Origin of the sequence: Brevundimonas sp. GCM10030266, from assembly GCF_042666595.1 — a bacterium.
GTDB lineage: Bacteria > Pseudomonadota > Alphaproteobacteria > Caulobacterales > Caulobacteraceae > Brevundimonas.
Genome location: NZ_JBHTCY010000001.1, coordinates 680,119 through 700,316, shown reverse-complemented (window position 1 = coordinate 700,316; position 20,198 = coordinate 680,119). Strand labels below are relative to the sequence as shown.

General features: G+C 70.2%; 21 protein-coding genes. 8 read left to right on the top strand and 13 right to left on the bottom strand.

All coding sequences use genetic code 11. The features are described 5' to 3' along the window. Nucleotides 1–60 precede the first annotated feature (60 nt). Entirely contained in the window at nt 61–747 is a 687-nt protein-coding gene (locus ACFQQC_RS03650) for a response regulator transcription factor (RefSeq protein ID WP_376859787.1), read from the top strand. Next, nucleotides 744–1,271 (top strand): SseB family protein, encoded by a 528-nt coding sequence (locus ACFQQC_RS03645; RefSeq protein WP_376859785.1) that lies wholly within the window; start codon nt 744–746, stop codon nt 1,269–1,271. Before ACFQQC_RS03650 ends, ACFQQC_RS03645 begins: the two co-directional genes overlap by 4 nt. On the opposite strand, the gene ACFQQC_RS03640 is transcribed toward ACFQQC_RS03645, so the two are convergent. Next, nucleotides 1,268–2,488 (bottom strand): MFS transporter, encoded by a 1,221-nt coding sequence (locus tag ACFQQC_RS03640; RefSeq protein ID WP_376859783.1) that lies wholly within the window; start codon nt 2,486–2,488, stop codon nt 1,268–1,270. The two genes, ACFQQC_RS03645 and ACFQQC_RS03640, sit on opposite strands and share 4 nt — an antisense overlap. 48 nt (nt 2,489–2,536) lie before the next feature. On the opposite strand from ACFQQC_RS03640, the gene ACFQQC_RS03635 reads away from it, so the two are divergent. Continuing rightward, entirely contained in the window at nt 2,537–3,454 is a 918-nt protein-coding gene (locus tag ACFQQC_RS03635; protein WP_376859781.1) for a LysR family transcriptional regulator, read from the top strand. Here ACFQQC_RS03635 and ACFQQC_RS03630 read toward each other — a convergent pair. Beyond that, nucleotides 3,451–4,263, bottom strand: coding sequence for a hypothetical protein (locus ACFQQC_RS03630; RefSeq protein ID WP_376859779.1), 813 nt, complete (start codon nt 4,261–4,263; stop codon nt 3,451–3,453). The genes ACFQQC_RS03635 and ACFQQC_RS03630 overlap by 4 nt on opposite strands. Nucleotides 4,264–4,362: 99 nt before the next feature. On the opposite strand from ACFQQC_RS03630, the gene ACFQQC_RS03625 reads away from it, so the two are divergent. After that, on the top strand, nt 4,363–5,769 hold the full coding sequence (locus tag ACFQQC_RS03625) for an SLC13 family permease (protein ID WP_376859777.1): 1,407 nt from the start codon (nt 4,363–4,365) through the stop codon (nt 5,767–5,769). On the opposite strand, the gene xth is transcribed toward ACFQQC_RS03625, so the two are convergent. The 4 genes from xth to ACFQQC_RS03605 form a co-directional block, all read right to left on the bottom strand. Beyond that, a complete protein-coding gene (gene xth, locus ACFQQC_RS03620; RefSeq protein WP_376859775.1) occupies nt 5,766–6,560 on the bottom strand; it encodes an exodeoxyribonuclease III in 795 nt (264 codons plus the stop codon). The two genes, ACFQQC_RS03625 and xth, sit on opposite strands and share 4 nt — an antisense overlap. A gap of 2 nt (nt 6,561–6,562) precedes the next feature. Continuing rightward, the gene (locus tag ACFQQC_RS03615) at nt 6,563–7,510 is read right to left on the bottom strand and encodes a hypothetical protein (protein ID WP_376859773.1); all 948 of its coding nucleotides are present in this window, start codon (nt 7,508–7,510) and stop codon (nt 6,563–6,565) included. A gap of 253 nt (nt 7,511–7,763) precedes the next feature. Beyond that, nucleotides 7,764–8,396: an outer membrane lipoprotein carrier protein LolA gene (locus ACFQQC_RS03610; protein WP_376859771.1), complete on the bottom strand. Its 633-nt coding sequence runs from the start codon at nt 8,394–8,396 to the stop codon at nt 7,764–7,766. Between the two features lie 236 nt (nt 8,397–8,632). Then, complete coding sequence (locus ACFQQC_RS03605) at nt 8,633–11,059, bottom strand: DNA translocase FtsK 4TM domain-containing protein (RefSeq protein ID WP_376859769.1); 2,427 nt, start codon at nt 11,057–11,059, stop codon at nt 8,633–8,635. A 137-nt stretch (nt 11,060–11,196) separates the two neighbouring features. On the opposite strand from ACFQQC_RS03605, the gene ACFQQC_RS03600 reads away from it, so the two are divergent. Beyond that, complete coding sequence (locus ACFQQC_RS03600; protein WP_376859767.1) at nt 11,197–12,450, top strand: UbiH/UbiF/VisC/COQ6 family ubiquinone biosynthesis hydroxylase; 1,254 nt, start codon at nt 11,197–11,199, stop codon at nt 12,448–12,450. Nucleotides 12,451–12,508: 58 nt separating this feature from the next. Here ACFQQC_RS03600 and ACFQQC_RS03595 read toward each other — a convergent pair whose 3' ends face one another. From ACFQQC_RS03595 to rpe, 5 genes are all read right to left on the bottom strand, one after another. Continuing rightward, complete coding sequence (locus ACFQQC_RS03595; RefSeq protein WP_376859765.1) at nt 12,509–12,706, bottom strand: Trm112 family protein; 198 nt, start codon at nt 12,704–12,706, stop codon at nt 12,509–12,511. Between the two features lie 111 nt (nt 12,707–12,817). Next, nucleotides 12,818–13,480, bottom strand: a complete 663-nt coding sequence (locus ACFQQC_RS03590; RefSeq protein WP_376859763.1) for an LON peptidase substrate-binding domain-containing protein — start codon at nt 13,478–13,480, stop codon at nt 12,818–12,820. Between the two features lie 9 nt (nt 13,481–13,489). After that, the gene (gene trxA / locus ACFQQC_RS03585; RefSeq protein ID WP_376859761.1) at nt 13,490–14,377 is read right to left on the bottom strand and encodes a thioredoxin; all 888 of its coding nucleotides are present in this window, start codon (nt 14,375–14,377) and stop codon (nt 13,490–13,492) included. Between the two features lie 101 nt (nt 14,378–14,478). Then, nucleotides 14,479–16,284: a heparinase II/III family protein gene (locus ACFQQC_RS03580; RefSeq protein WP_376859759.1), complete on the bottom strand. Its 1,806-nt coding sequence runs from the start codon at nt 16,282–16,284 to the stop codon at nt 14,479–14,481. Then, complete coding sequence (gene rpe / locus ACFQQC_RS03575; protein ID WP_376859757.1) at nt 16,281–16,940, bottom strand: ribulose-phosphate 3-epimerase; 660 nt, start codon at nt 16,938–16,940, stop codon at nt 16,281–16,283. Before rpe ends, ACFQQC_RS03580 begins: the two co-directional genes overlap by 4 nt. Before the next feature lie 103 nt (nt 16,941–17,043). On the opposite strand from rpe, the gene ACFQQC_RS03570 reads away from it, so the two are divergent. After that, nucleotides 17,044–17,505: an OsmC family protein gene (locus tag ACFQQC_RS03570; RefSeq protein ID WP_376859755.1), complete on the top strand. Its 462-nt coding sequence runs from the start codon at nt 17,044–17,046 to the stop codon at nt 17,503–17,505. Here the strand turns inward: ACFQQC_RS03570 and ACFQQC_RS03565 are convergent. Next, nucleotides 17,502–18,257, bottom strand: coding sequence for a dienelactone hydrolase family protein (locus tag ACFQQC_RS03565; protein WP_376859753.1), 756 nt, complete (start codon nt 18,255–18,257; stop codon nt 17,502–17,504). The genes ACFQQC_RS03570 and ACFQQC_RS03565 overlap by 4 nt on opposite strands. A 108-nt stretch (nt 18,258–18,365) precedes the next feature. Here ACFQQC_RS03565 and ACFQQC_RS03560 point away from each other — a divergent pair, with 108 nt between their 5' ends. Beyond that, nucleotides 18,366–18,944 (top strand): PadR family transcriptional regulator, encoded by a 579-nt coding sequence (locus ACFQQC_RS03560; protein ID WP_376859751.1) that lies wholly within the window; start codon nt 18,366–18,368, stop codon nt 18,942–18,944. Beyond that, complete coding sequence (locus ACFQQC_RS03555; RefSeq protein ID WP_376859749.1) at nt 18,941–19,747, top strand: siderophore-interacting protein; 807 nt, start codon at nt 18,941–18,943, stop codon at nt 19,745–19,747. Before ACFQQC_RS03560 ends, ACFQQC_RS03555 begins: the two co-directional genes overlap by 4 nt. Here the strand turns inward: ACFQQC_RS03555 and ACFQQC_RS03550 are convergent. Next, nucleotides 19,734–20,198 (bottom strand): GNAT family N-acetyltransferase, encoded by a 465-nt coding sequence (locus ACFQQC_RS03550; protein WP_376859747.1) that lies wholly within the window; start codon nt 20,196–20,198, stop codon nt 19,734–19,736. The two genes, ACFQQC_RS03555 and ACFQQC_RS03550, sit on opposite strands and share 14 nt — an antisense overlap.

Here is a 20,198-nt window from a genome sequence, read left to right as displayed (position 1 = left end):
TCAACCTGCAACGGACCGGCGCCCTTGGCGTTTGGACCGGCTCTGTCCATTGTTACGCCCATGCCGACGCCCAAGACGATCCTGATCATCGACGACGACGACGACCTGCGCGAGGCGCTGGCGGAGCAGCTGGCCCTGCATGAGGCGTTTCGCCCGGTCCAGGCCGCGACCGCCACCGAAGGCGTGAAGATGGGCCGCGAGGTGCGCGCCGACCTGATCCTGCTCGACGTCGACCTGCCCGACATGGACGGGCGCGAGGCCTGCCGCCTGCTGCGCAAGGACGGCGTCTCGACCCCGATCATCATGCTGACCGCCCAGTCGTCGGATTCCGACACCGTGCTGGGTCTGGAAGCCGGGGCCAACGACTACGTCACCAAGCCCTTCCGCTTCGCGGTCCTGCTGGCGCGCATCCGCGCCCACCTGCGCAGCCACGAACAGTCCGAGGACGCGGTCTTCCGCATCGGGCCCTATGAGTTCCGTCCCGCCGCCAAGGTGCTGGTCGACGACAAGGGCAAGAAGGTCCGGCTGACGGAAAAAGAGACCAACATCCTGAAGTACCTCTATCGCGCCGGGGCCAAGGCCGTGTCGCGCGAGGAACTGCTGACCGAGGTCTGGGGCTATAACGCCGGGGTCACCACCCACACGCTGGAAACCCACATCTATCGCCTGCGCCAGAAGATCGAGCCCGAGCCCGGTCAGGCGCGGCTGCTCCTGACCGACGCGGGCGGGTACCGGCTTCAGCCGTGATCCTCTGTTCGGCAGCGCTGGCCGTTGCGTTGAATCTGTCTCCTGCTCCCGATCCCGAGCACGTAGACGCGCCGCGTAACGCCACTGAGGCCGCGCTCATCGAGACCATTCACCACCGGTCTACGGGCAGGGCCTTCGAGGCGGTCTTCATGGACGCGACGGTCTATGTCCGTATCGAGCCTGAAACCTATGCGGCGCTCCAGCAGGCGAGAGCCGAAGGCCGAACCTCGCTTGACGGCGTTCAGATGCAGCTCTGGGCGGTGGAACCCCAGCCCGGTCAGTACGCGCTCGGCGTCTATCTGTCGGAACAGGCCTTCAACAATCACCACAGCGGCCATCACTGGATAAGCCTGCCGGGCCGAGCCGCTCTCGGCTACGCCAAGGCCAATGGCTTCGGCGTCTGGGTTACGGATGGCGGCCCGACCGGCGAGCGAGCCGACGGCCACACGGCGCTGTGGACCTCGGCCGAGGTGGGGCTCGTGTTGTCCCGCAATCCTGCGCCGGCGGAAGGTGAGTCGGACTAAGCCTCCGCGACCGCGGCTTTGGCGTTCCGCTTCTCCATCGACAGACTGAGGATCGCCAGCGCCAGAGCGGCCAATGGCACGACGGCCGAGATCATCGGGACGGCGCTGATGCCGATGCTCGCGATCACCGCCCCGCCCAGCCAGGCGCCGAAGGCGTTGCCCAGGTTGAAGGCGGCGATGTTCAGGCTGGAGGCCAGGCCCTGACCCGCGCCGCCCGCCTGCTGAAGCACGCGCAGCTGCAGCGGGGCGACGGTGGCGAAGGCCGATCCGCCCAGCAGGAAGGTCGCGATCACGGCGCCGTAGCGGTCGTGGAAGGCCCAGCCCGAGGCGAACATCACCACCGTCAGGGCCAGAAGCGTGCCCAGCAGGGCCGGAGCCAGTCGCTTGTCGGCCAGCTTGCCGCCCAGCAGGTTGCCGCCGACCAGACCCGCGCCGAAGACCAGCAGGATCGGCGAGACGGCGGCCTCGGACCAGCCCGACATCTCTGTCAGGATGGGCTGGATGTAGGTGAAGATGGCGAAGACGCCGCCGAAGCCCAGCACGGTCATGGCGAGGCCCAGCAGGACCTGCGGGCGTTTAAGAACGGCGAACTCGTCGCGCAGGCGGCCCAGCGGCTCGGTCGATTTCACGGCCGGCACGGCGACCGCGAGGACCAGCAGGGCCAGAAGGCCGATGCCGGTGACGGCCCAGAAGGTCGAGCGCCAGCCGAAGTGCAGGCCCAGCCAGGCGCCGAAGGGCACGCCCATCAGGGTGGCAAGGGTCAGGCCGGTGAACATGATGGCGATGGCGGACGCCTTCTTCTCCGGCGCGACCAGGCCGGTGGCGACCACCGCCCCGACGCCGAAGAAGGTGCCGTGGGCCAGGGCCGTCAGGATGCGGGCGGCCATCAGCAGCTCGTAGGTCGGCGCGATCGCGCAGGCGAGGTTGCCGAGGGTGAAGATGCCCATGAGGACCAGCAGGGTTGTCTTCTTCGGCAGGGTGCGGGTGGCGATGGTCAGCAGGGGCGCGCCGACGAAGACGCCGAGCGCATAGCCGGTCATCAGCAGGCCGGCGGCGGGAACGGAAACGCCCAGATCGCCTGAGACCTGCAACAGCAGGCCCATGATGACGAATTCGGTGACGCCGATGCCGAAGGCGCCGACGGTCAGGGCATAGAGGGCGAGCGGGGTGCGGGAGGGTGCGCTGGTCATGGCGGCCAGATGGCGGAGCGCCGTCATCCGCACTAGATGTCATCAAAGACCTTCATCTGTGAGATCAAGTCAACGATGGCGCGACTGGACCTGAACCGCTCGGGCGAGATGGAGGTGTTCGTGCGCGTGGTCGCGGCGGGCGGCCTGTCCCCGGCGGCGCGCTCGCTGCGGATGACGCCCTCGGCGGTCAGCAAGCTGCTGGCCCGGCTGGAGGCGCGGCTCGGCGCGCGGCTGATCAATCGCTCGACCCGCCGCCTGACCCTGACGCCCGAGGGGCAGGTCTTCCACGACCAGGCGGTGCGGGTGCTGGCCGATATCGACGAGGCGGAGCGGGCGGTGACCAGCTCGGCGACGCCGCGGGGGCGGGTGCGGGTGAACGCCAGCGTCGGCTTCGGCGTTCACTGGCTGATCCCGCTGGTCCCGGCCTTCACCGCCCGCTACCCCGAGGTGGCGCTGGATCTGGTGCTGACCGATCAGGTGGTGGACCTGATGGACGCGCGGACCGATGTGGCGATCCGGGTCGGACCGATGCCGGCCTCGTCCCTGATGGCGCGCAAGCTGCTGGAGACCCGGATGGCGGTGGTGGCCAGCCCCGACTATCTGGCGCGGCGAGGGTCGCCCGGGACGCCGGACGATCTGTCCGCCCACGACCTGATCGGCTTCAACTTCACCCGCCATCTGGCCGGCTGGCCGCTGCTGACCACGGACGGGCAGAAGGTCATCCATCGTTTCGACAGCCCGGTGACGGCCGGGGACGGAGAGACCGCGCGGGCCTTGGCGCTGGCGGGCTCGGGGCTGGCCCGGCTGTCCCTAATCCACATCCAGGCGGACCTCGACGCCGGTCGGCTGGTGAAGGTGCTGGAGCCCTTCAATCCCGGCGACATCGAGGAGGTCCGCGCCGTCTATGTCGGTCACGGCGGACGGCTGCCGTCGCGCGTGCGGGTCTTCCTCGACTTTCTGGCGGAAACCGTTCGCCCGAAGGTCGGGGGTTAGAGGCTGCGGCCCTGATCGGCCCGCCATTCCGTCAGCCGGACGCCGTCGCTTGTCTCGAAGGCGACGATGTCCAGCGAGACAGCGGCGATACAGGTCGGGCGAATATCCGGCCCGGGGACGGTGCAGCGGACCGGGCGTCCGTCCGGGAAGGTCGTAATGCGACCCTCAAGCACCAGCCGGTAGCCGCGCGCCGGCGCTGCGGGCGGAGCGCCTTCGGCCCCCCGCAGGACATGGCGGTAGGCGTCATCGGTGCGGCGGCCCAGACGGGAGCCGCCCTCGGGATGGATCACCGCCAGACCATCGGTCAGGGGCGAGGTTGGTCCGACCGCGGGCGCCTCGCCGTCCGGGTCGGCGGTGACCGGCGTCGGGACGGCCGGGCAGTCGCCGGTGGCCAGCCAGGGCCGGGATATCCAGTAGCCGTCGACACGGTCCCAAGGCGGCTCCCCGGCGCTTCCGGCGGGACCGCCGGCGGTCCAGTTGGCCGGAACGAGGGTGAGGGTCTGGGCGCGGCCATCGTCGCTCCAGCGCCAGGCGGCGAGGCCGTCAGGGCTGGTCGCGCCGGCCGGCCCGGTGCAGCCGAAAGGCAGTTTCAGCGCGAAGCTGCGCCCGGCCAGGGCGGCGCCGTCGGGCGTTCCACCGGCGGCCCGGGTCGATGCGGCCGTTGCGAGGGCGGAGATGATGTCCGTGCGAGAGAGGGTCGTCGGCGACGCCGTGGTCGTGGGCGGAGGCGTTGCCGCAGGCTGGGGCGCCGGATCCGGCCGCGGTTCATCCCTCTGGCAGGCGGTGAGGGCGAGGGGGGGCAGGATCAAAAGCGCAAGCTTGTGAAGACTGGACCTCGCTGCCATGGAACTCTCGCCTCCCAACGTCGCTGTGCACAGAAGCCTAGCGCGTAGAGGCCGGGGAGGTTCGTGAATTTCGATCAAATAGCAGCCCTTGTGGTTCTCGCCGGGGTCATCGGCGCCCTTGTGCATGGCAAGCTGAGGGCTGACGTCGTCGCCCTGACCGGGGCGGCGATCCTGTTGGTGCTGGGCGTCGTCCGCCCGGTCGAGGTGCAGGGCGCCTTCGCCAGCCCGGCGGTGATCGCGCTCGCGGGCCTGTTCGTCATCGCCTATGCGATCGAGTTGTCCGGCCTTCTGGCGTGGCTGATCCGCAAGGCGCAGGGCCTGACGCGGGTTATGGGATCCCAGGCCATCTGGTTGGTGATCGGCGCCTGCGGCTCGGTCGGGGGCTTTCTGAACAATACGCCGGTGGTGGTTCTGGCCGCGCCGGTGGTGCGGGACATGGCGACCGCGCTGAACCTGTCGCCCAAGCGCTTCCTGATGCCGTTGAGCTATGTGGTGGTGCTGGGCGGGTTGCTGACCCTGATCGGCACCTCGACCAATCTGCTGGTCAACGACATGGCCCGGAACGCCGGGCAGCCGGTGTTCGGCCTGTTCGACATCACCGGCGTTGGTCTGGTGATCGCACTGACCGGCGGGTTGTATCTGTATTTTGTCGGCGCTCGGCAGCTGGATCGTCCGGCCCGCTTCGACGAGGTGCGGATGAAGCGCCGCCAGCTGGCGGAGGCCCGGATCCGGGCGCGCAGCCGCAACCGGACGACGTCTCTGGGCTGGTTGGGCCGGGTCTTCGGCGTCCGTCCCGGCGCCGCGTCGGCCGACATCGCCGGGGATGCGGCCCTGGGCGACGTCGCCCTGTTCGAGGAGGGAGCCGATCAGCCCTTGCGGCCGGGCCGGGCCTTTGCGGCCCTGGGCGTCTTTCTGGCGGTTATCGCGGCCTCGGCCCTGGGGATCGCGCCGATCGCCGCCGCGGCTTTCGCCGGGGCGGTTCTGCTGATCCTCTGCCGGGTCATCACCGCCGATGAGGCCTATGCCGGGCTGCGGCCGGAAATCCTGCTGCTGATCGCCGGCATGGTGGTGGTCGGCATGGCGATCGAGGTGACGGGGCTGGCGGCCGTGGCGGCCTCGGGTCTGATCGATGTGATCCGCCCGTTGGGCCCGCTGGGGGCGCTGATCATCTTCTACGGCGTGACCCTGTTCGCCACAGAGCTTCTGTCCAACGCCACGGTGGCGGTTCTGATCACCCCGGTCGCCGTCGCGCTGGCGGAGAGCCTGGGGGTCGATCCCCGCCCCTTCCTGGTGGCGGTGATGATGGCCGCCTCGGCCGCCTTCGCCACGCCGTTCGGCTATCAGACCAATGTGCTCGTCTTCAACATGGCCGGGTACAGCTACATGGACTTCGTGCGGGTCGGCATTCCGCTGAATCTGGTCACCTGGGCCGCCGCCATGGTGGCGATCCCGATCTTCTTCCCCTTCTAGACGTCCAGATCCATGGTCACAGGCGCGTGGTCGCTGGGCTGTTCCCAGGCGCGGACGTCGTCGTGGATGCGGGCCGAACCGGCCTTCACCGCGGGGGTCAGCCCGGGCGAGGTCCACAGGTGGTCCAGACGCAGGCCGCGGTTCGACTTGCGGAAGTCGGCGGCGCGATAGCTCCACCAGCTGGCCAGCTTGGTCGGCTCGGGGATCTGGGCGCGCAGGACGTCGGTGAAGTCGCCCGCGTCCTGAAGCCGCTTCAGGGTCTCGACCTCGATCGGCGTGTGGCTGACCACCTTGGACATGTAGCGGTGGTTCCAGACGTCGTTCTCGCCCGGCGCGATGTTGAAGTCGCCGGCCAGGATCAGCGGGCGCTGGCGGTCGCGGGTGGCCATGTCGGCGGTCAGGCGCTCGTAGAAGTCCAGCTTGTGATCGAATTTCGGGTTCAGGGCGCGGTCGGGCAGGTCGCCGCCGGCGGGGATGTAGAAATTCTGGATCTCGACCCCGTCGACCATGACCCCGACGCAGCGGGCATGGCCCTCGCGACAGACGTCCAGCCTCGGCGCCTCGGTGATCGGCTTGCGGCTGGCGATGGCCACGCCGTGCCAGCCCTTCTGGCCGCCGATCTTCAGGTGCGGCAGGCCCATGGCCTCGAAGGCGGCCCGGGGGAACTGGTCCTCCAGGCATTTGATCTCCTGCAGGCACAGGACGTCGGTCCCGCTCTCGGCGACGAAGCGGCTGACCTGATCGATGCGGAGGCGGACCGAATTGATGTTCCAGGTGGCGATACGCAGCATGGTCAGCGGAACTCTGGCAGGCGGCGGCTGATGGAGACGGCGGTGCGGCGGATGCGGTCGCCCAGCGATTTGCTGCGCCCCCGGACCGCAACATCCTCGGGCGCGCCCCACTGCTTGCGCACGGCGTCGAACAGAATCTTGTGCCGGTCGTACTGGTGCACGACGGGGCTGGCGCTTCCGTCGGGATTGGCGATCAGCCCGTCGGGGCGGAGCTGGGGCCTGGCGCCGGCGCCGATGGTGGCGACCCGGTCGTAGTTGGGGCGGATGTCCGCCTCGACCAGTCCCAGATGGACGGCGAGATTGCAGGCTGCCTGATCGGCGCCGAAGATACCGCCGATGGCGGATCGGGGGATGGCCGACAGCAGCAGGATGGCCTTGCACAGGCGGCGCACGGCAGGGACCGGACCAAAGACGGTGCCGACGCACAGGCACGGCTGGTCAGCGATCAGGGCGGCGACGTCCGGACCAACGAGGGCCTTCAGGTATTTCTGGTCGAAGGCGTGGTCCGCCAGGGTCCACTCCTCGCTCTCGATGAAGACCTCGAGGGTCGTGGCGGGGCGGGCGAAGGGATCGCCCTGGAACATCACGTCGCGCACGTCGGTCAGCAGGACCTGCTCGACCTCGGGATGGGCGGCCAGCCAGACGTCATAGGCGGCGAAACGCTCCATGACCGGATGCGGGGACCAGTCGCCGGACGGCAGGGGCGCGGCGGCGGTGACGCCATATTCGGCGAACAGGGCGTGGATATCGGGGCGGTCATCCGCCGTCAGCACGATCTCGCCGTCGAACACCGCCCGCAGGGACCGCACGAAGGGCATCAGCTCCGCCGCTGGATAGCCGGTCGCATAGCCCAGCACGGCGCGGGATTTCATCCCGGTGGCGGCGGCCTTTCGGCCGGGCGGAACGAGGACGGCGCTGAGCCAGCCCAGATAGCGGGAAGCGGAGGACATGGCTGTCCGTACAATGCCCGCGCTTCGCCGAACAGCCCTCGGCAGGGCCATAAAAAAGCGCCCGACCAGAGGGGTCGGGCGCTGAAGGTTTCGTCTCTCTCTCGCCGCCGGGAAGGGGATGAAATCCGTAGCGGTTCAGATCGGCTCCCACCGATCTGTGGCCAAAGTGCCACTCTCGGGAGAAAATGTCAAACCGATGCGGAGCGAGGCGCCGCCGTGTCGATACAGCAACGCTTCGCGCGGCAGGCGAGTTCTAGTTGCGGCCCGGACGACGGGTCGGGTCGCGCAGCTGGAACAGGCTGGCGGCCAGATTGGACGCCGGCTGCAGGGTGGTCAGTCGCGTCGTGGTGCGCGCGCCCTGGGCGTCAATGATGGTCCATTCCTGCAGGCGGACGGGGTTGCCGGCGAAGGACAGGATGATCTGGCCGTCGTTCGGGCGGCGGGCGTCCCGGGCGGTGATGGCGAAGGCGCCCGACTGCATGCGGGTGACGCGGTCGATGCGGACGCCCTGATCCAGACGGACATTGCGGGCCAGGAAGGCCGACAGCGGGGTCTGGCCCAGCGGCACCTGCTGGAAATTGTTCAGGCGCGGGTCGTAGCGCTTCACGTTGTGGCCGTCCGAGACGACGAGCAGGCCGGCCGGATTGGTGTACTCGAACCGCATCTTGCCGGGACGTTGCAGGTAGAAGCGGCCGGAACGCTGGGCCGGGCCGGACACCTCGGTGAAGTTACCCTGCGCCGAGGTCAGGCCCTGCAGATAGGTCTGGGCGCGTTGCAGCGTGGCCTGGTCCTCGGCGGACAGGTTGGATTGGGCATGGGCCGGCAAGGCCGCGATGGCGGCGACGGCGGCGGTTCCAAGCGCGAAGGCGCGACGTGAGACGGTCATGGCAAGCTTCTCCCGTTCGGGATGGTTGTCGATCAGGCCGTCTTGCCGGAGCGGTCGGGCGGGGGTTTGACCCAAGCCTGACCATATTCCGGCGCTCCGATGAAGGGGTGTTCATCGACGCATCGCAAAACAGCGGGGCAGTAACGACCCGGCCAGCGTCCCGTTCCTCCTCAGGAGCGCGCGAAGCGCCAGGCCGCGTTGGGTCGAGAAGGCTGAGCCTTCTGACCGCGGCCCGCTTACATGGGCGGCGGGCCGGCCAGGACGTCGCGCTTGCCGGCGTGGTTGGCGGGGCTGACCACGCCCTCCTGTTCCATCCGCTCGATCAGGGAGGCGGCGCGGTTGTAGCCGATCTGCAGGCGGCGCTGGACGTAGCTGGTCGAGGCCTTGCGATCGCGGGTGACTACGGCCACGGCGCGGTCATAGAGGTCGTCGCCCGAGGAGCTGTTGCCGCCCTCGTCGCCATAGACGTTGTCGCCGTCGCCGTCCGGATCGTCGGTGATCAGGTCCAGATAGTCGGGCTCGGCCTGGGCCTTCAGGTGGTTGCAGACGGCCTCGACTTCCTTGTCGTCCACGAACGGGCCGTGCAGGCGGGTGATGCGGCCGCCGCCGGCCATGTAGAGCATGTCGCCCTGGCCCAGCAGCTGCTCGCCGCCCTGCTCGCCCAGGATGGTGCGGCTGTCGATCTTCGACGTGACCTGGAAGGAGATCCGGGTCGGGAAATTGGCCTTGATGGTGCCGGTGATGACGTCCACCGACGGGCGCTGGGTGGCCATGATCAGGTGGATGCCGGCGGCGCGGGCCATCTGGGCCAGACGCTGGACGGCGCCTTCCACATCCTTGCCCGCGACCAGCATCAGGTCGGCCATCTCGTCCATGACCACGACCAGATAGGGCATGGGCTCGGGGCGGATCTTCTCGGACTCGTAGACCGGACGGCCCTGCTCGTCGAAGCCGGTCTGGACGGTGCGTTCGAAATGCTCGCCCTTCTCGATCGCGGCGCGGGCGCGGTCGTTGTAGCTGGCGATGTTGCGCACGCCGAGCTTGGACATCCGCCGATAGCGGTCCTCCATCTCGCGCACGGTCCACTTCAGGGCGACGACCGCCTTCTTGGGATCGGTGACGACCGGGGCCAGCAGGTGCGGGATGCCGTCATAGACGCTGAGTTCCAGCATCTTCGGGTCGATCATGATGAAGCGGCACTGTTCCGGCGTCAGCTTGTACAGGATCGACAGGATCATGGCGTTGACCCCGACCGACTTGCCCGAGCCGGTGGTGCCCGCGATCAGCAGGTGGGGCATGCGCGCCAGGTCGGCGACATAGGGCTCGCCGCCGATGGTCTCGCCCAGCGCCAGAGGCAGCAGGTGCGAGGGCTTGTCGTATTCGGTCGAGGCCAGCAGGTCGCGCAGATAGACCGTCTCGCGTTTGGCGTTCGGCAGTTCGATGCCGATGGCGTTGCGGCCCTGAACCACGCTGATGCGACAGGCGCGGGCGGACATGGAGCGGGCGATGTCGTCGGCCAGGGCGACGACGCGGCCGTGCTTCACGCCGGGGGCAGGGACCAGTTCATAGAGGGTGACGACCGGGCCGGGGCGGATCTGGTCGATCACGCCGCGCACGCCGAACTCCTGCAGCACGCCCTCCAGCATCTTGGCGTTCTGCTTCAGCGATTCCTCGTCGACCGAGGCGGTGCGCTGGGCCGGCTTGGACAGCATGCCGAGCGGCGGGAGGTCGAAGCCCTCGGTATTGCCGGCGAAGTCGAAGGCGGTCTGGTTCTCGTCCACCTCGCGGCGCGAGGCCTTGGGCGCCTTGGCGGCGGCGACCTTGGGTTCGGGCGCGGCGCGGGTCGGCACGGGTGTGGGGGCGGGCTCGTCCCACGGCGGCGTGTCGTCGCCGGCGTCGTCGAGGCTGACGGGGGCGTAGGCGGGCTCCGGCGACGGACCCGAGCGGGGCGCCGGTTCCGGCTCGAACTCGGGCTCCGGCTCGGGGCGAGGGCGCGGCGCGCGCTTCGGCGCGGGTTGTTTCGACGCCTTGGGCGGGGGCGGCGCGCGGCGGCTGCGGGCCCAGGCGAAGGTGTCGCCGAGATCGGCGATGCGCAGGCCGACGGCGTAACCGACGCCCCAGAGGCCCAGCGGCAGGAACAGGACGGCGGCGATGACCGGGGCCGCGCCGATCCGCAGGGCCTCGCAGGCCATGGTCAGCAGGCCGACCACGGCGTCGCCCCACAGGCCGCCGAAGCCGGTGGCCAGAGGCCAGGCGGCGGGGTCGGGCAGGGCGGACAGTCCGGCGGACAGGGCCAGCACGCCGCCGGTGGCGGCCAGCGCCTTCAGCGGGCTGGGCTTCAGCCGCTGCTGGATCGCGTCGCCGATGGCGCCGGCCAGACCGAAAGCCATGGCCAGCAGGACAGCCGGCCAGGCGGCGAGACCCAGGGTCTGCATCAGCAGGTCGGCGAACATCGCCCCGTTGGCCCCCAGCCAGTTGGTCGGCTCGACCGAGGCGGCGGCGTTCAGGCTGGGATCGGCCGGGTTCCACGAGATCAGGGCCACGGCCAGCAGGGCCGCCAGCAGGGCCTGCAGCACGCCGCGGAAGCGCACGACGAAGGGCGCGTCCCACAGGATGCGGGCGCTGACCCAGGCGCGTTGACCAAGGACGAGGGCGGCGGACATGCGGTCGCGATCTCCGGGAAGGCGGGACTCGGTCGCTGTTGTCGCCCCGGGAGGGTTAAGGGCCGTTTACCAGAGGGACAAAACGCCCGACGCCGAAGCACTGGACGTGGGGCCGTCGCGGCGCGACAACCGGGGCCATGAGCACGCCGGATCGCTACGACATCATCATCGCCGGGGCCGGGATGGCCGGGGCGACCTTCGCGCTGGCCGCAGCCCAGGGCGGGCTGAAGGTGGTGATGATCGATCCGCAGCCGTTCGACGCCCAGCTGGCGCCGACCTTCGACGGCCGGTCCTCGGCCATCGCCTTCGCCACCTTCCGCCTGTTCGACGCGGTGGGCGCAGGGGCGGCGATGCGGCCGCACGCCTGCCGGATGGATCGCATCCTGGTGACGGACGGTCACCGTCCGGGCGCGGCCAGCCGCAAGGCGTCGTCAGCCTTCCTGCGCTTCGACGCGGACGAGATCGCCGACCGGACCGCCGGCGAGCCGCTGGGCTACATGATCGAGAACCGTCGCATCCGCACGGCGCTGGCCGAGGCGGTGTTCGCCGCCGGGATCGAGGTGCGGGCTCCGGCGAAGCCGGCGTCTATCGAGGTCGGGCCGGGCAGGGCCACGGTGACCCTGACGGACGGGTCGGTGCTGGAAGCGCCGCTGGTCGTCGGCGCCGAGGGGCGGCAGTCGCCGGTGCGCAAGGCCGCCGGCATCGACACCCTGGGCTGGGGCTATGGCCAGAGCGGCGTGGTGGCGACCGTGTCCCTCGGCCGGGACCACGGCAATGTCGCCCATGAATACTTCCTGCCGGGCGGGCCGTTCGCCATCCTGCCGCTGACCGAACAGCGCGCCAGCCTGGTGTGGACCGAGACGACCCGCCGGGCCGAGGCCTTGCGCACCGCGTCGGACGAGGCGTTCAACGCCCATCTGATGCGGCGGTTCGGCGATTTCCTCGAAGACGTCACGGTGGTGGGACCGCGCTTTGTCTATCCGCTGTCGCTGCAGCTGGCCGCGGACATGACCGCCCCGCGCATCGCGCTTGTCGGCGACGCCGCCCACGGGGTGCATCCGGTCGCCGGTCAGGGGCTGAACATGGGGCTGAGGGACGGCGCCGCCCTGGCCGAGGTGCTGATCGAGGCCATGCGGACCGGGGAGGACATCGGCTCGGAGATCGTGCTGGACCGTTACGCCCGCTGGCGCCGGTTCGACAACGTCGTGCTGACGGCGGGCTTCGACGGCTTCGTGCGGCTGTTCTCGAATGACATCGCGCCGGTGAGGCTGGCGCGTGATCTGGGCATGGCGGCGGTCAACCGCATCCCCGCCCTGCGCAAGGCCTTCATGCACGAGGCGGGCGGCGCGACGGGTGACCTGCCGCGCCTGCTGCGGGGCGAGGCTGTTTAGAGCGCTATCGCTCGCCGCGCGGCGGCTCGCTGCTTGAGCGCGACGCCGCAGGAACGCCTCAGTCCAGCGGACGCGCTTCTTCGGCCAGCATGATCGGCACGCCGTCGCGGATGGGGAAGGCCAGTTTGGCGCCTTTGGACACCAGTTCCTGCGCCTCACGGTCATAGGTCAGCTTGCCGCGCGTGACCGGGCAGACCAGCGTCTCCAGCAGGCGCGGATCGACGGTGTTGGGGGTGTGGAAGGCGTCAGAGGACATGGGAGGGAGGTTACAGGTTCTAGGGGCCAGGTTCTAGGTTCCCGATCCGGGTTCCAGAAGGCGTCGGCTGAAACCTGAAACCTAGTCCCCAGAACCCAGAACCTGAATCCTTCACTGCATCAACGGCCCGTCGCCCTCGCCGTCGCCGCTGGCGGCGCCGATCTGCATCAGGGCGGTGAGGACTTCGGCGCGGCGGTCGAGGTCCAGGGCCTCGAGCAGGGCCTGTTTTTCGGTCGGCTCGAACGGCAGGGCCATGGCCAGGCTGTTGACCAGCGCCTCGGGCGGGGCGGTCTCGGCGGTGTCCCAGTCGATGTCGAGCCCCCGGGTCTCCAGATAGGCCTTCAGCGCCTCCAGCAGGGTTTCGCGATCCAGGGCCCCCTCACCGGCGGGCGGGGCGATCAGATCGTGGCCCCAGGCGTCGAAGGCGGCGCGCACCTGACGATAGGGGGTCTTCACCGGCAGCTCCGTCGCCACCCGGAACCGGGCCACGCCGGTCAGGGTGATCAGATAGCGCCCGTCCGAAGTCTCGTTGAAACTGGTGATCCGCCCCGCGCAGCCGATCGGCGACAGGCCGGGCAGGGTGGGCGCGCCGCCCGACGGCTGGATCATGCCGATGATCCTGTCGCCCGCCATGGCGTCATCGACCATGTTCAGATAGCGCGGCTCGAAGATGTTCAGCGGCAGCTGGCCGCGCGGCAGCAGCAGTATTCCCGGGAGCGGGAAGACGGGAATGACCTGCGGCAGGTCGGCGGCCCTGATGTAACCCTGAGCCACCGGCTCTCCTTACGCGAACAACAGGGACGACAGGCGGCGGCGTCCGTCGCGGGCGACCTCGGACGTGGCGCCGGCGGCTTCGAACACGGTCAGCAGCTGCTTGCGGGCGGCCTGGTCGTTCCACTCGCGGTCGGCGGCGACGATCTTCAGCAGATTGTCGACAGCGCTCTTGAAGTCGCCCGAGGCGGCGAGGGCCTGGGCCAGGTCGAAGCGGGCCTGATGGTCGTTCGGATCGGCGGCGAGACGGGCCTCGAGACCGGCGGAATCGCCCGACGGGGTCGCGGAGGCCAGCGACAGCTGGGCGCGGATCGACTGGACGGTCGGATCCTTCGAGTCCTGCGGGGCCATGGCGATGGTCTGGCGGGCCTGCTCGACATCGCCGTCCGCCAGATAGACCCGTGCCATGCCGGCGATGGCCTTCTCGTTGCCGGGGTCGAGGGTCAGCACCTGGTCAAAGGCCTGGGCGGCGCCGCCGAAATCGTTCAGCGAGAGGGATTCCTCGCCCAGCGACAGGATCTGGTCGATGTCGGAATTGGCGCTGGTCCCGCCGGTCAGCTTGTCGATGAAGGCCTTGATCTGGCTTTCGGGGATCGCGCCCTGGAAGCCGTCGACCGGCTGGCCGTTGACGAAGGCATAGACGGTCGGGATCGACTGGACGCGCAGCTGGCCCGCATAGGCCGGGTTCTTGTCGACATCGATCTTGACCAGCTTGACGGCGCCGCCGGCGGCGCGGACGGCCTTTTCGATCATCGGGGTCAGGGTCCGGCACGGTCCGCACCAGGTGGCCCAGAAGTCGACCAGCACCGGCTGGGTCTTCGAGGCCTCGACCACATCGGCCATGAAGCCGGCGTCGGAGCCTTCCTTGATCAGGTCGTCAGGCAGGTCGGTAAGGGTCATGTCGGTCCTGGTCTTCGATCAGTCGTAACGCACGAGCCGTCAGATGGTCCCTGTACAGCGACGCCTCAAGAGGCGCGACCGAGAGGCGCAGCGTCCGGCTTTCAGGCGGGGTCGTTGCCGGCGCCGGCGGGGCTCAGCTTCCAGCGGATCTTGGTCTCGGAATCGGTGCGGGCCGAGCCGCGCACCACGATCTGCAGCGAGCGTCGGGTTAGGCCCTCGTCCACATGCACCGAAGGCTCGATGGCCACGTCCGGCCCGTCGGTGCGGAACCACCAGCCCCGGCCCGAATGGCCGCGCAGCAGGATCGAGCGACGATCGCGGGCCAGCGAGGCCTGAACGCCGGGCTCCAGCTGGAAGCGGACGGCGTAGGGGGCGGCGATGGCGCGGACGACGTCCTTCTGGCCGTGCGCCGGGTGCAGTCGTTCCTCGGCGCGCAGCTCGTCCAGACGCTGATCCAGATAGAGGCGGCGCTGGTGCAGCAGGCCGAAGTCATGGACCCAGCCGTCGTGCTCGATCTCCAGCCAGACAGCGCCTTCGCCGTCGCGCTGGTTGGCGTCGACATGCAGGGGGCGGCCGATCAGGCGGGGGCCCAGCAGTTCGCCCTTCCAGCCGCCCAGCGGCTCGCCGGTCGAGGTCTCGCCCAGGGTCAGGGTCGAGTGGCCGGGCGTCAGGCGCAGGCCCTGCCGGTCGGCGGCGCGGGGCGTCCAGCCCGAGCCGGTGACCAGCCGATCCTTGCCGCAGACGATCTCCAGCGACAGGGGCTGGGCGCAGGCGGCGCCGGACCAGGGGCCGCGCGCCGGCGGGGCGGTGTCGGCGATGACGGTCAGCAGCGGGCTGCGGATGCGGGTCAGGCCGCCGACGACGCCGGCCACATCCTCGGGCCGGACCTCGGGGCCTCGCGCGGCGGCGACGCGGGCCGCCGTGGAGGGGCCGCCGCCCTGGAGGGTGGCGAGGCGCCCGTCGGGAAGGGTGTGCAGGGTGATCGCGTCCTGCAGCCGGGCGATGGCGTCGCCGACGGCCTCGGGCAGGTCTTCCGAAATCTGGCTGAGGCCGTCCTCCAGCGTCAGCAGGTCGAGCAGCAGCTCCAGCCCGGCTTCGGGGCTGCGGCTGGCATGGCCGCCGTCCGGGCCGACGGTGCGGGGCAGGGCCTTCGACAGGCGGGCCAGCGCCTTGCGGCGGATGGAGACCCCCGGCGGCCCGGCCAGGACGCAGCCGACGAGGGCGGCGGCGGTCATCCGCTCGGACTGGGTGGCGACCCCGCCGGGCGGACGCAGCAGCTGGCGCGCCTGACGGCCCAGAACGCTGGCCAGTTTCAACCGCTCGGCCTCGGTGGCGACCTGGCCCATGCGGCGGGCGGCGCAGGCCAGATTCACCGCGCGGCGGGCCAGGATGTCCGGATCCCAGGCGAAGGGCGACCAACGCACGAAAACATCGGACCAGATCAGGGTCAGGCGCAGGGCTTCCCGCGCGCCGCGTTCGCCCTGGGCGATCAGGGACGGCAACCAGGCGAAGGCGTGCAGGTCCACCGCGAAGGCGCGGTTGGGGCTGGGCCGGTTGAACGGCTCCTCATCCGGCCCGATCTCGAGGCTGGAGCCGGCCAGCACGAAGCGGCCGCCGAGGATGCCCTTGCCGACGGTCGGATCGACCGGGCGGAAGTCGCGCGGCGTAGCCGCGAAGCTCTGGGCGGTGCGGCCGCGCAGGGTCAGGGCGTAGCCGGGCAGGCCATAGGCCTCGATCCACAGCTGGCGGGTCAGCATCCGCCCGAGGATGGCGGGCCACAGGGCCGGGCCGGTGCTGGCGCCGGTCGCGCGAACCGGGGTGCGGACGGGGGCGCCACGCAGGCCCGGGATCTCGCCGGGCGCGGGCCCGTCGCCTTCAGGTCGGGCGAAGGGGCCGAGGGGGCTCACGCGACCTTCAGGGCCTGGATGTTGGCGGCGTAGGCTTCAGGGCCGCCCTTGAAGACGAAGGAGCCCGCGACGAGGGCGTCGGCGCCGGCGGCGACGCAGGCGGCGGCGTTGGCCGAGGTCACGCCGCCATCGACCTGCAGGTGCGCCTTCGATCCGGCGGCGTCCAGCAGGGCGCGAGCCTTCTCGATCTTGCGCAGGGAGGTCGGGATGAACGACTGCCCGCCGAAGCCGGGGTTCACGGACATGAGCAGCACCAGATCCACAAGCTCCACCACCTCTTCCAGAACGGTCAGGGGGGTGCCCGGGTTCAGCACGACACCGGCCTTGGCGCCCAGCTGGCGAATGCGGCCCAGGGTCCGGTGCAGGTGCGGGCCGCTTTCCGGGTGGACGGTCAGGATATCGGCGCCCGCCTCCTTGTAGGCCTCCAGCCAGGGATCGACCGGAGCGACCATCAGATGCACGTCGAAGGGCAGCTTCGTGTGCGGGCGGATCGCCTTCACGATGTCCGGGCCCAGGGTGATGTTGGGCACGAAGTGACCGTCCATCACATCGACGTGGATCCAGTCGGCGCCGGCGGCGTCGAGGGCGCGGACTTCCTCGCCGAGTTTGGCGAAGTCGCTGGCGAGGATGGAGGGGCAGATCAGGGGGGCGGCCATGAGCCCCGGATAAGGCGGGTCGCGCGCGTGGGCAAGCCGGACGCCCGGTTCGCGGGCTGAACCATGCTACACGGTGTCGTCATCGTTCGTCGGGAGGGCCGCCGTGAGTGAGTATCTCGCAACCGTGGAATGGGTGAGGGGCGACCAGCCCTTCCTCGACAACAGATACGCCCGCGCCCACGACTGGCGCTTCGACGGCGGGGCGGTGGTGCGCGGCTCATCCGCGCCGGGCAGCGTGCCGGTCCCGCTGTCGGACCCGACCGCCGTGGACCCGGAGGAAGCGCTGGTGGCCGCCGTGTCCAGTTGTCACATGCTGTTCTTCCTCGCCTTCGCAGCCAAGGTGGGCTTCGTCGTGGACCGCTATCTGGACGAGGCGGTCGGGATCATGGGACGGGACGAGCGGGGCAAGGTCGCCATTGTCGCGGTGACCCTGCGGCCCGCCGTCAGCTTCTCCGGCGAGGCCCTGCCGGATGCGGCGGCGCTGGAAGACCTGCACCACCGGTCGCATGAGCACTGCTATGTCGCCAACTCCATCCGCGCGCCGGTGACGGTGGAGCCGCGTTAGACTGCGGGCGCGACGGCGACGTCTTCCAGCAGGGCGACGAAGCGACGGATGGCCTCGTCGGCCAGTTCCGGGTGGTAGCGCATGGGTTTGGCCGCGCCGGGCTCGTCAAAGGCGTGGGTGCCGTCGGCGATCCAGGTCTCGACGTCCGCCCCGCAGTTGCGGACCATGGCATGCACCTGTTCGGCGTTTCGGACGGTGGTCAGGTGGTCGCCGCGCGAGATGACCGCCAGCGTCTTGGGGCAATGCTTCCACGGCCGCATCCGGTTCAGCGCCCCCAGGCCGATGTAGGGATAGGCCAGATAGACCGCGCGGACCCCGTCAAGGCTGACACCGCTCGGGTCGGCGAGGCCCAGCATCCGGCCGTGCCGTTCGGAGCTCATCGCCTCCATGATGCCCCATCCGCCGTGGCTCCAGCCGGCCAGTGAGACGCGCGACGCGTCCACGTCCCGTCTGCGGGACACGCCGTCCAGCGCCGCCAGCACATCGCCCGCCCGCTTGTCGCCGCGCAGGACCAGCCCGGTGCAGACGGTCATCAGCGCCCGCTCCCGGCTCCAGCCGCGTGGACCGTAGGAGTCGATGATGAAGGCCCGCCAGCCCGCGGCCTTCGCCGCCTCGGCATAGTGGGTCATGTGCGCGCGAAGCCCGCCGCACCCGTGGAACAGGAGGACGGCCGGGCGTGGGCGGTCGTCCTCCGGGCCGATCACGGTGACGCCGGGTTCAAGCAGGGCCCAGCGGGCGGCGAGCGTATCCATGGGCGCAGTGAGCCCCGCTTTGTCCGCGAACGCCACCCCTTGCGACGGGTCAGTTTCAGATATATCTAAATCGCCATGAACAGATATATCGAAAACAAGGATGCGAAGATGTGGCATCACGGATGGGGCCATCGCGGCCCTCACCATTTCGGGCGCGGCATGCGCAATGAGTTCGGCCGCGGCTGGCCGGGTGGCGGTCGGGGCGGCCCGCGCGGCCATCGCGGCGGCGGAAAGCGGCTGCTGGCGCGGGGCGACCTGCGCTGGCTGATCCTGTCGCTGATCGCCGAGGACGGCCCGGCCCACGGCTATGAGCTGATCAAGGCCATCGAGACCCGAATGGGCGGCGCCTATGCGCCCAGCCCCGGCGTCATCTATCCGACCCTGACCCTGCTGGAGGAGATGGGTGCGCTGGAAGGGCGCGAGGAGGGCGGCAAGAAGCGCTACGCCATCACGGAGGCGGGCCAGACCCTGCTGGAGGAGAACGCCGACGCCCTGACCGACCTGCGCGAGATGCTTGCCAAGTTCGCCCATCGCGCGGCCCGTCCGACCCCGATCGCCGAAGCGATCGCCCGCCTGCGCGGCGTGGTCCACGCCAAGCTGGCCGAGGACATCCCGCTGGACGAGGCGCGGATCAAGGCCGTCGCCGACATCCTCAACCAGGCCGCCGACCGGGTGGAAAAGGCATGACCGATACCCTGCGCATCCCCCGCCGCGTCCGCCATTCGCTGAAATTCCGCCTGCTGGAGGTGGTCGAGGTCTCCGACCTGACGCCGTCGCTGAAGCGGGTGGTCCTGACCGGGGATCTGGAGGATTTCGTCTCCCTGGGCTTCGACGATCACGTGAAGATCTTCCCGCCGCGCGAAGGCGAGCCTCTGGTCCTGCCGACGGTCGGGCCGGACGGTCCGGTCTTCCCCGAGCCGAGGCCGACCGCGCGCGACTACACCCCGCGTGTCTGGGACACGGCGGCGAAGACCCTGACCATCGACTTCGCGGTCGGTCACGGCGGTCCGGCGACGGACTGGGTCATGGCGGCGCGGCCCGGCTCGCAGCTGGGCGTCGGCGGGCCGCGCGGCTCCTTCATCGTCCCGACCGCCTTCGCCCATCACGTGCTGATCGGCGACGAGACGGCGGTTCCGGCCATCTCGCGACGGCTGGAGGAACTGCCCGCCGGGGTGAAGGCGACCGTGATCGTGGAGGTCGAGGATGAAGCCTCGGCCCCGCCGCTGACCAGCGCCGCCGAGCTGACGGTGGTTCGTGTGGATCGCAACGGCGGGCCGCGCGGCCGGGTCGATGGCCTGCAGGCGGCGGTGGAAGCCGCCTTGGCCGACATCCCCCGTGAGGACGCCTACGTCTGGATCGCGGGCGAAAGCCAGGTCGCGCGGACGCTGCGGGGCGTCGTCGTCGCCATGGGTTTTGATCCCAAGGCGATGAAGGCCGCCGGCTACTGGCGCGCCGGAGCCGTCGGCGCCCATGAGGTCATCGAGGACTGATCACCCTGGCCATGCAGATCGACTCCGGACGCCCGACATAACGGCCGAAGGGGTCGGTCTCGCTCCAGCCCTGACGGCGATAGAAGTCGACGGCCCGGTGGTTCACCCGCCGGGTCGACAGCTTCAGCGTCGCATAACCCAGCCGTTCCGCCTCAGCCCCCAGCGCCGCCAGCAGGGCCGCGCCCACGCCCTTCGTGCCGGGCGCGGCATACATCCGCTTGATCTCGCCGACCCCCTCGGCCAGCGGACGCAGGACGCCGCAGCCGACCGGCTGGTCCGTCCCATCCAGCGCCAGCAGAAAGACCGAACCGGACTCGTCCGCCTGCGCGGGGTCGAAGGACGCGCGCCCGTCATCGCCGGTGATGGCGCTCAACGCATCGGACAGCGCGTCCAGCAACCGGACCGCCGCCGGATCATTCGGCGAGGCCTCAATGATCCGGACAGCTGTCAT